This window comes from Rhodoferax sp. ZS1R25, from assembly GCF_056521335.1.
The window spans coordinates 1038641-1051589 of record NZ_JBWMAZ010000001.1; the positions used below are offsets into that span (position 1 = coordinate 1038641).

Here is a 12949-nt window from a genome sequence, read left to right on the forward strand (position 1 = left end):
TTGGTCAAAGGGCTGCGTGGGCTTGCAAGGTCTGGCGTAGTGGCGCCAGGGCGGCCAGGGCAGTGGGGAAATCATAGTCCTGTGCCGCCACGCTGACGCGCGCAAACGCCGCAGCATATAGGTTGCCCTGCAGCGCCGGTGCCAGCAGGGGCAGCCATTTGAGCGCCTGGCTGTCATCCTGCGCCAGGCGCTGCGCCAGCTGGTCCAGCTGCGCCAATACGGTGTGCAAGGCTTCACCCTGCAGCGGCGCGGCGGTGGCGTCCGGCGCGAGGGCGGGAGCGTCAGCCTGTTGCGCTTGCAGCCACTGCGCAATAGCGCTGAGCAAGGGCGTGAGCTGCTCGGTCAGGCGCGGCAACAGGGCGTCCAGGGGCGCCAAGGCGCGTTCGTGCAGGGCCTGCTCAGCCGCTTGCGCGTCGCGTGCCAGCGCTTCGGCACCCAGCGTGGCAGCCAGCCCCTTGAGGGTGTGGGCGTGGCGGTGCGCGTCGTCCAGCGCACCGTGGTTCACGGCGTCACGGATGCGCGTCACCGCATCTACCTGGTGCTGGGCAAAGCGCGCCAGCAGCGTGTTGTAGCGTGGCAGGCTGTGGTCCATGCGCTGCAAAGCCGCAGCCACATCCACGCCCGGCAGCGTGGGCCCTTGCGATGCGGGTGGTGCAGCGGCGAGCGTGGGGCGCGTAGCCCCTACCCAACGGGCCAGGGTGTCCAGCAGACGGTCTACCGCAATGGGCTTGGAGATATGGTCGTTCATGCCCACGGCCAGGCACTGTTCGCGGTCGCCGGCCATGGCGTTGGCGGTCATGGCCAGGATGGGCAGTTGCGCAAAGCGCGGCTGGGCGCGGATGCGCCGGGTGGCCTCAAAGCCATCCATCACCGGCATTTGCCAGTCCATCAGCACGGCATCGAAGTACTGCTGTTGCACCCGCTCCACCGCCTGCTGGCCGTTGCTGGCCCGCGTAACCACTACCCCGGCCTCGCCCAGAATCTCAGCGGCCAGTTCCTGGTTCACCTCGTTGTCTTCCACCAGCAGCACCTGGGTGCCGGCCAGGGCGGTTTGCCAGTCGGGGTGGGCGCCCAACATGGGGGCGGTGGTGTCTGCCTGGCTCTGGCGCCCCAATGCCGAGAGGATGGCGTCCAATACTGCGGAAGGGCTTACGGGTTTTTCGAGGATGGCGCCCAAGCGAACCTCGCCCGCCCGCTCCTGCAGCAGGTCGCGGTCGTAGGCCGTCACCATCACGGTGGCGGGAATGTCGGCAAACCGTTCCTGCTGGCGCATTTGGCGCAGGGTTTCCACGCCGTCCATGCCTGGCATTTGCCAGTCCATCAACACCAGGTGAAAAGGGTGGGCGTCCCGGTGCGCCGTTTCCAGCGCAGCCAGGGCTGCGGCGCCGCTGTCCACTGCGTGCACCTGCAGGGGCAGGGTTTGCAAGATGCCGCACAGGATTTCCCGCGCACTGCTGTTGTCGTCTACCACCAGCACGCGCCGGCCTTGGAGCGGGGCGTCCGCCACGGCCACTTGGCCGGCTGCCGTGGCCGCTTGCAGGCCCAGCCGCACGGTGAAGAAAAAGCGGCTGCCTACGCCCGGCGTGCTCTTCAGCCCGATATGGCCGTTCATCAGCTCCACCAGCTGGCGCGCAATGCTCAGGCCCAGCCCGGTGCCGCCGTACTGCCGCGTGGTGGAGGCATCGGCCTGCTGGAAGGCGGAGAACAGCTTCGCATGTTGCTCCGCACTGATGCCAATGCCGGTGTCCTGTACCTCGAACTGCAGGTGGGCGGCGTGTTCGGTGCGCTCCACACAGCGCACGCGCAGGCGAATTTCTCCCTGGTGCGTGAACTTGATGGCATTGCTCACCAGGTTCAGCAGCACCTGGCCCAGGCGCATCTCATCACCCACCAGGGCCATGGGCACCGAGGGCGCCACGTCAAACAGCAACTCCAGGCCCTTGGCCTGGGCCTTACCCACCGTCAGCGCAGACAGCTGCTCCAGCGCGTGCTCCAGGCTGAAGGCGAGGGATTCGAATTGCAGCTTGCCTGCCTCAATCTTGGAGAAGTCCAGCACATCGTTGATCACGCCCAGCAGGCCCTGGGCCGCCGCGCGGACCTTTTCCAGGTAGTTGCGTTGCTTGGGGTTCAGATCGGTGCGCAGGGCCAAGTCGGTCATGCCCATGATGGCGTTCATGGGCGTGCGGATCTCGTGGCTCATATTGGCCAGAAACTCGCTCTTGCTGCGGTTGGCCGCTTCGGCGGATTGTTTGGCCTCGTGCAGCGCCGCGACCGAGCTGTTCAGGCTGGCGCCCATCTCGCGCAGCGCCTCCAGCAAAGTCCCCACCTCATCCGCGTAGCGGTGCGCCTGTGGTTGCTGGGCCACCTGGTATTTGCCCGCCGCCACGTTTTTGGCGATCTGCACCGCCTGGTTTAACGGGCGCAGCACGCTGCTGCGGATCAGCACGGCCAGGCCCACCGTGATGACCAGGGAGACCATCAGGATCACCAGTTGCTGGGCACTGGCGGTGCGAATTTCTGCCAGGGCACTTTGCTCGTGCTGTTGTGCATTGCGCCGCGCCAGCACCACCACCTGGTCGATGGCCTGGCGGTGGGCTTCATACGCGTGCGTCATGGCTTTGAGTGCCTGCGTGATTGCACCCCGGTCATTGCGGAAGACGGCCGGCAGAAAGTCTTCGTTCACCTGGGCATAGAAGGCCAGTGCCGGGGCATGGGCTGTGCGCAGCAGCGCGTCGGCCAGTGCAGGGTCGAGCGGCGCGTCCATCCAGTGCTGGTGGCGCTCGAGGTAGCTGGCCTGCAGCTGGCGCAGGCGATCCACCAGCCGGCCCTGCTGCTGGCTGTCGATGGCGGCGACGATCTGCAGGCAGGTCAGGTAAGACTCAATGATGTAGGCCGGCGGTGGCAGCACATCGGAGAGCAGGTTTTGGCTGGTCTCAATGCGGTCGTACAGGGGACCGCCCACCTGCACGGTCTGCAGTGTGCGGTAGGTCCAGACGCCATAGGCCAAAAAGCCCAGCGACAAGGTGGCCAGAAGCAACAGCAGGCGCTGGCCGAGCTTGAATCGGCGTAGCCAGTCCATGGTGGCGTGCGGCCTCTCAGCGTCCGGGGTTAGCGGCTCAAGCGCAGGTCGCCAGTGGGCAGCTGGAATACCGACACAGCGCGCACTTGCTCACCGGCCAGCACCTTGAGGCTGCTGGCCGCGGCGGCCATTTCTTCCACCAGGGCGGCGTTTTGCTGGGTGGTCTGGTCCATCTGCACCACGGCCTCGCCCACCTGTTCCACGCCCATAGCCTGTTCGCTGCTGGCGGCGCTGATCTCGGCCATGATGTCGGTCACACGCTGGATGGCGGTGACCACCTCCGTCATGGTGGTACCCGCTTGGTCCACCAGCAGGGAGCCTTGCTCCACACGCTCCACGCTGGTACCAATCAGGGTCTTGATCTCTTTGGCGGCCTCAGCACTGCGCCCGGCCAGCGAACGCACTTCACTGGCTACCACGGCGAAACCGCGGCCTTGTTCGCCAGCGCGTGCGGCCTCTACCGCTGCGTTCAGCGCCAGGATGTTGGTCTGGAAGGCGATGCCATCAATCACGCTGATGATGTCGGCGATCTTGCGGCTGCTCTCGTTGATACCCTTCATGGTCTCCACCACCTGGCCCACCACCTGGCCGCCCTTGATGGCGACAGTGGACGCGGTGGTGGCCAACTGGTTGGCCTGTTTGGCGGCATCGGCGTTTTGCTTCACGGTGGCGCTGAGTTCTTCCATGGAGGCCGCGGTTTCTTCCAGGGCACTGGCCTGCTGCTCGGTGCGGGCGCTGAGGTCGTTGTTGCCTTGGGCAATCTCGGCACTGGCGCTGGCCACGCCCTCAGACCCCTGTCGCACGGTGGACACCACGGAGACCAGGCTGTCCTGCATATCGCGCAGCGCACCCAGCAGCAGCCCGGTTTCGGACTTGCCGTTGGCCTCGATGTGCTGGGTCAGGTTGCCGCCGGCCACTTCGCGTGCCACGTCCACCGCTTGGTTCAGCGGGCGCGAGATGGCGCGTATCAGCAGCACGCCAATGGCGCTGCCGATGGCAATGGCCACGACGACGACGACGCTGAACAGCGCGATGGTGTGCTGGTAGCTGGCGGTGGAGCTGTCGTACTCGGCCTTGGCCTCGGTCAGCTGCAGGTCCACCAGCTTGCCCACGGCGCCGGTCAGCGGGTCCACCGCCTCGTAAATCGGGCGAATCAGCGTGGCGACCTTGTCCTTGTCACCCGCCTCCAGGGCGGCGCGCAGCGTGGCCACCACGGGCTCGGCCTTGGCCATCAACTCCGCCACCTTGGCCGCGTCTTTCGCTTCCTGGGTGGTCAGGTCGGTGGCCATGTAGGCCTTCCACTGCTCGGTGATGGCGCCAGTGCTCTGGTTGACCTGGGTCAGTGCCGCTTTGGGGTCGTACATGCCGGCCGCCACCTTGTTGGCACCGTCCACGATGTTCACGGCGTACATGTCTGACACGATTTTGAGCTGCTTGAGGGGCACCACCCGGTCGGCATAGATGCTGCCAATCGAGATGTTGATATTGCGCACCGAGTAGAGGCCAAACGCCGCCATGAAGGCGACCATGGCAACCAGACAGACAAAGCCGAGGGTCAATCGGGTTGAGAACTTCACGTTGTTCAGGTCCATGGCGTGCCCCTTTGTTAGAAATTTGTTGTGGGTGCCTCTGGCTGAGCGTCGATCAGCACAGGTTAGGTACCCAATGTTGACGCGTCCCAATATAGGAGAGTCTGTAAGTCTTGTAAACAAGTGTCGGGCCCCGCTTGTCGCACAATCGCCCCCATGAAAACCATTCGTCTGCGCGCCGGCAAAGAGCGCTCCCTGTTGCGTCGCCATCCCTGGATTTTTGAGTCCGCCATTGCCAAGGGCAGTGGCGACAGCGGCGAGACCGTGCGCGTGGAGTCGGCCGAGGGCCAATTCCTCGGTTGGGCTGCGTTCAGCCCGCAGTCCAAAATCCGTGCACGGGTCTGGAGCTTTGACGAGGCGCAGCGTATTGATGCTAGCTTTTTCATAGCTGCTTGCGCTGCGTCGGTGGGGGCTAGGGGGCGATTTGACATTAAAAGCGATGGCGTGCGCCTGGTCCACGGCGAGTCCGACGGCCTGCCTGGCCTGATCGTGGACCGCTACGGCGACACGCTGGTGGCACAGTTCACCTCGGCCGGTGTGGAGAAATGGAAAGGGGTGATTGCCGATGCGCTGTTGGCCGCTACGGGCCTGACCAAGCTGTACGAGCGTTCGGACGCGAGCAGCCGGGCGCTGGAAGGCCTGCCCGAGGTAAAGGGCTGGTTGCGCGGTGAGGGCGCTACCGACCTGGTGCTGCAGGAGCACGACTGGAAGTTGGCGCTTTCCATTGCCGATGGTCACAAGACCGGCTTCTACCTGGACCAGCGCGACAGCCGCAAACGCTTTGCCGATGCCACGCGGCGCCTGGGCTTCCAGCGTGTGCTCAATTGCTACTGCTACACGGGTGGCTTCACTGTGGCGGCCCTGTCGGGCGGCGCAGGCCATGTCACCTCCATCGACTCCAGCGGCCCGGCGATTGAAAAAGCCGCAGCCAATGTGGCGCTCAACGGGTTTGATGCCAGCCGCGCCAGCTTTATGGACGCCGATGTGAACGCCAGTCTGCGCGCCTTTGGCGCCGAGGGCCGCACGTTTGACGCCATCGTCCTGGACCCGCCCAAGTTCGCCCCCACCGTGGCGCATGCCGAGCGTGCGGCGCGCGCCTACAAGGACATCAACCGCCTGGCCTTCAAGCTGCTGGAGCCTGGCGGCGTGTTGTTCACTTACAGCTGTTCGGGTGGCATCAGTGCCGATCTGTTCCACAAAATCATCGCCGGGGCCGGTTCGGACGCAGGGGTGGACGGCTATATCACCGAGCGCATGGGGGGCGCCCCTGACCACCCCATGACCATTGCCTTCCCGGAAGGGGAGTACCTCAAGGGTCTGGTGGTGATGCGGCGCGCCCTATAGCCCTATAAGCAGCGGGCCTACCAAACTTTGAATTGCTGACTACACTTCGCAGTTGTCCTCTTTTTGCACTGCACCATTTTTGGATTGAACGATGAGCTTGATTCCCGCCACCATCCTGACCGGCTTTCTGGGTTCCGGCAAAACCACACTGCTCAAGCGCGTGCTGGCCGAGGCCCATGGTCAGAAGATTGCCGTCATCGAAAACGAGTTCGGTGAAGAAAACATCGACAGCGACATTCTGGTCAGCGACACCAATGAGCAGATCATCCAGATGAGCAACGGCTGCATCTGCTGCACCATCCGCGAAGACCTGCGCGCCACCCTGATCGACCTGGCGGAGAAAAAACGCAAGGGCGAGCTGGACTTTGAGCGCGTGGTGATCGAGACCACCGGCCTGGCCGACCCCGGCCCGGTGGCGCAAACCTTCTTCATGGACGAAGAGATCGCCGAAACCTACCTGCTGGACTCCATCCTCACGCTGGTGGACGCCAAGCACGCAGAGCAGCAACTCAATGACCGCCAGGAAGCACGCCGCCAGATCGGCTTTGCCGACCAGATTTTCATCAGCAAGTCCGACTTGGTGTCCAAGGACGAACTCGATGCGCTGACGCACCGTATCAAGCACATGAACCCGCGTGCGCCGCAAAAGGCGGTGCACTTTGGCGAGGTGTCTTTGAAAGAGGTGTTTGACCTGCGCGGCTTCAACCTCAATGCCAAACTGGACATTGACCCCGACTTCCTGAAGGAAGATGACCACGCACACGACCACCACGACCATGAACACGGCGAGCATTGCGACCACCCCTCGCACCAGCACGACCACGCGCATGGTGACCACGGCGGCCAAGGCCACCACCATCACCACGATGACGATGTGAAAAGCTTCGTCTTCAAGTCCGACCGGCCGTTTGACCCGGCCAAGCTGGAAGACTTTTTGGGCGCCATCGTCAACATCTACGGACCGCGCATGCTGCGTTACAAGGGCGTGCTCTTCATGCAAGGCACCGAACGCAAGGTCATCTTCCAGGGCGTGCACCAGCTCATGGGCAGCGATTTGGGCCCCACATGGGCCGAAGGCGAACAGAAGTGCAGCAAAATGGTCTTCATAGGCATTGATCTGCCCAAGGACATATTCCTGCAGGGCATGGAGCAATCCTTGGTCTGACCGCGGCTGCCCTCTAGATACACACCAATTACCGGCTGGGAGCCAAATGATTGTCTCGCTTTTGCAACTGATGGGTTTCCCGATGGGGAAACCTGTACACTCGCGCGCCGAAGAAACCCCCGTTTCACCGTCTGCAAAGGCGGCAAAAGGGGCTGCAGCCACCAGGGACCATGCGCAGGCGAGTACTGCCAGGAGACAAGAAGTGAAAGCGAATTCCGGGAAAGATACCAAAGCCAAAGCCGTCAACGCTAAGGACGCCAAAGCCAAGGTCAGCGCAAAACCCAGTGCCAAAGCACCTGCCAAGCCTGCAGCAAAGCCGGCGGTGAAGGTGTCCGCCAAAGTTGTGGCCAAACCCGCAGCCAAGGCCGCGCCCAAAGCCGTTGCCAAGCCAGCAGCCAAACCCGCCGTCAAAGCGGTGAAGGCTAGCAAGCCTGTGGCCAAGGCCCCCGTGAAAGCGGCCGCCAAAACCCCAGCAAAAACAGTGGCCAAAGCCCCTGCCAAACCTGTTGCGAAGGTGGCCCCCAAAGCCGCGCCCAAGCCAGCAGTTAAAATCAAGGCACCTGCCGAGAAACCGGTGGCCAAGTCCGTCGCCAAGGCGCCGACGTCCGCTGCCAGCAAACCCAGTCCCGCTAAAGCGGCTGCTGTGGTGGCAGCGGCGCCAGCGCCCGCGGTTCCTGCGAAATCAGGACGCCCTTCTTCCCGGTTGGCGCAACTCACCGTGCCATCCATGGCGCAATCTGTGGCCTCCACAGCCGCCAAAGCCACCTACACCCTTACCATGTCCTCCCCCGTGATTGCCCCTGTTATTCCGTCCATTGCCAAGAAGGACGCCAAGCTTGCCAACAACTGGAAGTCCAAGCCCGTCGCTGAGTTGACCGATGCCGAGTTGCTGGCCATGCCCGACTCCGAGTACATGAACGACGTGCAACTGGCCGCGTTTCGCCTCAAGCTCTCCATCCTCAAGCGCGACATCCTGAACAGCGCAGGTGAAACCACCGAACATCTGCGCGAAGACACCTCTGTCGTGCCCGACCCCGCCGACCGCGCGACCATTGAAGAAGAACACGCGCTGGAGCTGCGCACCCGTGACCGTGAGCGCAAGCTGCTGAAGAAAATCGAGCAGTCCATTGTGCGCATCGATGCGGGCGACTATGGCTACTGCGACGAAACCGGTGAACCCATCGGTGTGGGCCGCTTGCTGGCGCGTCCCACGGCCACGCTGTCGCTGGAGGCGCAGCAGCGCCGCGAACTCAAGCAAAAAATGTTTGGCGACTGATCGCGCCTGAGCCGAACCAGCCCCTTTCATTACTCTATGGCGACCAAAGACGATCGACCCGGTTTGTTGTCCAAGGTGGCGATGTTTGTCCGCAATCCGACCAAAGACTGGTCGGAACTGGACCGCGCCGAGCCCGAGCAGGAAAGTGGCTATGACAAACAGGCCCTGAAGGCCATGATCGAGCGCAAGCGGCAAAACGACTTTGTCCGCAAGCGCGAGTTCGATCAACTGCGCAAGCTGCGCAATCGCGATCCGTCCGCCGCTGCGGGTCTGGCGCGTCCCTCGTTTTTCCAAACCAGCATTCCCACCGATCCGGATGGCCGCGCTGTCACGTTGAAGAAAATCGACGAGATTGAGGCCCAGATGTCCAAGCAGTGGTGGAAGGGCAAGCAGGATGCGGCTGCGGCGCTGGCCAATGGCGTGTCCGCCGTACCAGATGCTGGGGCGTCTGCGGACTTGTCCCTGCCCATGCAGCCGCACCCCGGATCTGATCCCACGCTGCCTGCCACTCTGTCGTCCCATTTTGACGCCACAGAGTCCTCTGATCTGGGCTCCAGCCCACCCAGCGGTCAGCTCTCGGAATATGCCCCCACCGAAATGGGTGTCGGCATGCCACCCCCCATGTCGTCCCATGTGCCTTTGCACGCCGTGCCGCGCACGCGTACCCCCATGCCCATGCCACCGGTGGGCCAGGGCCTGACGGGCGATGAAAACTCCGATCTGTCGTTTTCCACCTCCAAGCTGTTTGCAATCGAGGTGGACGATATGGCCACCGATCCCGAGCTGGAAGAGGCGGCCATTCGCTTCGCCAACGGAGATGATGGTGGCGCAGAAAGCGGGCTGTTGATGGCCTTGCGCGGGAGTGGGTTGTTGCCGGACGTCGCCTTGTCGTGGGCCGCCGCGCTGCTGGACCTGTACCGTGCGACCAACAACCGCGAGCGCTTTGACTGGGCCGTGGTGGAGTTTGCCCAGTGGTGGGGTGCCGCCGTCCCCAGCTGGGAGTCGTTGCCAAACGCCGCGCAAAGTGCCGGCCCTACGTCTTCGGCACCCTTGGCTTCTGCGCCAAGCGAAGCCCATGTGGATGCCATTTGGCACAGTCCTGCCGAGCTCACCGTGCAAGCCATGGAAGACCTGCGCGATGCCATGTCCTTCCAGCCACCGCCCTGGGTGATTGGCTGGTCTCACCTCACGCGCATTGATGCACAGGCCATGCCCTTGCTGGGCGGTTTGTTTGCCAGCCTGTGCGATGAGCCGGTGTCGTTGTGCTTCAGCGGTGCGGACAGCCTGGTGCAGGCTTTGCGTAGCGTCACCCCGTCAGGTGACCGCGGCGTGGATTCTGCCTGGTGGGGTGTGCGTCTGAATGCCTTGCGTGCCATGGAAATGCTCGATGAGTTTGAACTGGTGGCGCTGGATTACTGTGTTACCTATGAAGTCTCGCCGCCCGCATGGGAGCCGGCCCGTTGCACCTTTGAATTGGTGCACAGCGGTGCGGCCACTGGCGCAGTGGGAGCCCGTGACGGCGGGCGTGGTTTTGACAATGCGGCCACCGTGCCCATGGGGCTGGACAGTCCCCAGACCACCGGCTTGGAGTTACGCGGCGATGTGCTGGGCGATGCCACCCAGGCACTGGCGGGGCTGGATGCGGCCCGCGAGGACGGCGGCCGCATCGCGGTGTCTTGCCGACACCTGATCCGGGTGGATTTTTCGGCAGCTGGCAGTATTCTCAACTGGGTGGCCATGCGCGAATCCGAAGGCTGCCTCGTGCAGTTCCAGGATGTACACCGCCTGGTCGCTGCATTTTTCAACGTCATCGGCATCAACGAGCATGCCCGTGTCATCCCGCGCGCCATCTGAATAGATGTCGCGGCGGCTGCCGCGGCTTGAATTCGGCGCCAACCACCGCATGTCAGACAGCATGGAACAATTTCACGGCACCACCATCATCAGCGTTCGCCGCAAAACCCCGCAAGGCGACCAGGTCGCCATTGGCGGTGATGGGCAAGTCACCCTGGGCAATATCGTGGTCAAGGGTTCGGCCCGCAAGGTGCGCAAGCTGCACCATGGCAAGGTGCTGGCGGGTTTCGCCGGTGCCACGGCCGATGCTTTCACGCTGTTTGAGCGCTTCGAGGCCAAGCTGGACAAACACCAGGGCCATTTGGTGCGCGCCGCCATTGAACTGACCAAAGACTGGCGTACCGACCGTGTACTGCGCCGGCTGGAGGCCATGCTGGCCGTGGCCGACAAGGACGCTTCCCTCATCATCACGGGCAATGGCGATGTGCTGGAGCCCGAGAACGGCATTGTGACCATAGGCTCTGGCGGCGCCTACGCGCAGGCCGCGGCGGTTGCCCTGCTCAACCACACCGAGCTGCCCGCTGCGGACATCGTGAAACGCTCCCTCGAAATTGCTGGCGAGTTGTGCATTTACACGAACATGCACCACACCATCGAAACGCTTTGAGACCATGCAATCCCTCTCTCCCCAAGACATCGTTGCCGAACTCGACAAACACATCGTTGGACAGGCCCAGGCCAAGCGCGCGGTAGCCATCGCTCTGCGCAACCGCTGGCGCCGGCAGATGGTGGACGCTGCACTGCGTAGCGAGATCACGCCCAAAAACATCCTGATGATTGGCCCCACGGGCGTGGGGAAAACCGAAATTGCCCGTCGCCTGGCGCGCCTGGCCGATGCCCCCTTCATCAAGGTCGAGGCCACCAAATTCACCGAGGTGGGTTATGTGGGCAAGGACGTGGATTCCATCATCCGCGATCTGGCCGACATTGCCGTCAAGCAAACCCGTGAAGCCGAAAAAACCAAGGTGCGCGCCCGCGCCGAAGATGCGGCGGAGGAGCGCATTCTGGACATACTGGTTCCGCCACCACGCGCGGAGTTTGGTTTTGCGGCGGCCGGCGATGCCCCTGAGAGCACGGCACGTCAGACCTTCCGCAAAAAGCTGCGCGAAGGCGAACTGGCAGACCGCGAGATTGAACTCGATGTGGCAGCGCCTGCGCCCCAACTCGAAGTCATGGGGCCGGCGGGCATGGAAGAAATGACCGAGCAGCTGCGCGGCATGTTTGGCCAAATGGGGCACAACAAACGCCAAACCCGCAAGCTCAAAATCAGCGAAGCCCACAAGCTGCTGGTGGACGAAGAGGCCGCCAAGCTGGTCAACGAGGACGACATCAAAAGCCAGGCCCTGCACCTGTTGGAACAGAACGGCATTGTGTTCATTGACGAGATCGACAAGGTGACCTCGCGCAGCGAAAGCAGTGGCGCCGAAGTCTCACGCCAGGGCGTGCAGCGTGATTTGCTGCCGCTGGTGGAGGGCACCACGGTGTCGACCAAATACGGCATGGTGAAGACCGACCACATTCTGTTTGTGGCGTCGGGCGCATTCCACCTGAGCAAGCCCAGCGACCTGATCCCGGAGCTGCAGGGGCGCTTCCCGATCCGCGTGGAATTGCAGTCCCTCTCGGTGCAGGACTTTGAAGCCATCCTCACACAAACCCATGCCTCGCTGGTCAAGCAATACCAGGCGCTGCTGGCCACCGAGCAGGTGACGCTGACCTTCACACCCGAAGGCATCACGCGTCTGGCGCAGATCGCCTTTGAGGTGAACGAACGCACGGAAAACATCGGCGCCCGGCGCCTGTCTACCGTGATGGAGCGCTTGCTCGATGAGGTAAGCTTTGGCGCGGTGGCCCTGGCAGGCCAAACCGTGCAGGTGGATGCGGCCTATGTGGATGCGCGTCTGGGAGAGCTCAGCCAGAACGAGGACCTTTCGCGTTACATCCTGTAACCCGTCCCGGACGAACGGTATCGGGCTTGGCGCTTCAAGCATCACTTTCATAAGGTGCGCTAAGTGCTTAATTTAGAACGATTTTCAGGCGCTTATCTCCTGCGGAATCGCTTCTAAGTCCTTGATTTCATTGGAAAAAATTCGCGCAAGCCCTCTTGCGAACATGGCTTTTGCTGATACAGTGCAAAAAAGTGCAATTTAGTGGTGAAAAGTGCCGCGCAATTGCTATTCCAAGCTGTCGCAGTAGAAAAAGGGTGTTTTAGCGTGTTTCAAGGGGCCTCGTCTCTCAGTCTGGATGCGAAAGGGCGGTTATCAGTACCGACCCGGCATCGTGACGTCTTGAGCGCGACGGCGGCTGGCCAACTCACGATCACCAAACACCCCCACGGTTGCCTGATGGTGTTTCCCCGCCCTGAGTGGGAAAAATTCCGCGAGCGCATTGCCGCTTTGCCGATGTCTGCCCAGTGGTGGAAGCGCATCTTCCTGGGCAATGCCATGGACGTGGAAATGGACGCCACCGGACGCGTGCTGGTGTCGCCCGAGCTGCGCGAAGCGGCCGGCATTGCCAAAGACACCATGCTGCTGGGCATGGGCAACCACTTTGAGCTCTGGGACAAGGCCACCTACGACGCCCAAGAGGCCAAGGCCATGCAGGGCGAGATGCCCGACGTCTTCAAAGACTTTTCTTTCTAAGGT

At 62.7% G+C, this 12949-nt stretch carries 9 protein-coding genes and 1 pseudogene; 8 read left to right on the forward strand and 2 right to left on the reverse strand.

Translation table 11 applies throughout. The annotated features are described in order from the left end of the window. Positions 1-4: 4 nt before the first annotated feature. Positions 5-3079 (reverse strand): response regulator, encoded by a 3075-nt coding sequence (locus AC097R_RS04930; protein ID WP_479596495.1) that lies wholly within the window; start codon positions 3077-3079, stop codon positions 5-7. A gap of 29 nt (positions 3080-3108) precedes the next feature. Beyond that, the gene (locus tag AC097R_RS04935; protein WP_479596496.1) at positions 3109-4671 is read right to left on the reverse strand and encodes a methyl-accepting chemotaxis protein; all 1563 of its coding nucleotides are present in this window, start codon (positions 4669-4671) and stop codon (positions 3109-3111) included. 153 nt (positions 4672-4824) lie between these two features. Here AC097R_RS04935 and AC097R_RS04940 point away from each other — a divergent pair, with 153 nt between their 5' ends. The 8 genes and pseudogenes from AC097R_RS04940 to mraZ all read left to right on the forward strand — a co-directional run bounded on the left by AC097R_RS04940 (position 4825) and on the right by mraZ (position 12946). Further along, entirely contained in the window at positions 4825-6012 is a 1188-nt protein-coding gene (locus tag AC097R_RS04940) for a class I SAM-dependent rRNA methyltransferase (RefSeq protein WP_479596497.1), read from the forward strand. Between the two features lie 91 nt (positions 6013-6103). Continuing rightward, positions 6104-6595 (forward strand): annotated as a pseudogene (locus AC097R_RS04945) (CobW family GTP-binding protein); the annotation flags it as partial. 42 nt (positions 6596-6637) lie between these two features. Beyond that, positions 6638-7177 carry a GTP-binding protein gene (locus AC097R_RS04950; protein WP_479598094.1) on the forward strand — a complete coding sequence of 180 codons (540 nt, stop codon included), beginning with the start codon at positions 6638-6640 and terminating at the stop codon, positions 7175-7177. Positions 7178-7379: 202 nt separating this feature from the next. Further along, a complete protein-coding gene (gene dksA / locus AC097R_RS04955) occupies positions 7380-8453 on the forward strand; it encodes an RNA polymerase-binding protein DksA (RefSeq protein ID WP_479596498.1) in 1074 nt (357 codons plus the stop codon). 36 nt (positions 8454-8489) lie between these two features. After that, on the forward strand, positions 8490-10307 hold the full coding sequence (locus AC097R_RS04960; RefSeq protein WP_479596499.1) for an STAS domain-containing protein: 1818 nt from the start codon (positions 8490-8492) through the stop codon (positions 10305-10307). Between the two features lie 61 nt (positions 10308-10368). Further along, positions 10369-10914, forward strand: coding sequence for an ATP-dependent protease subunit HslV (hslV, locus tag AC097R_RS04965; protein WP_105262083.1), 546 nt, complete (start codon positions 10369-10371; stop codon positions 10912-10914). A gap of 4 nt (positions 10915-10918) precedes the next feature. Continuing rightward, positions 10919-12253, forward strand: coding sequence for an ATP-dependent protease ATPase subunit HslU (gene hslU / locus AC097R_RS04970; protein WP_479596500.1), 1335 nt, complete (start codon positions 10919-10921; stop codon positions 12251-12253). Between the two features lie 264 nt (positions 12254-12517). Beyond that, a complete protein-coding gene (gene mraZ / locus AC097R_RS04975; protein ID WP_094482051.1) occupies positions 12518-12946 on the forward strand; it encodes a division/cell wall cluster transcriptional repressor MraZ in 429 nt (142 codons plus the stop codon). Positions 12947-12949: the final 3 nt, after the last annotated feature.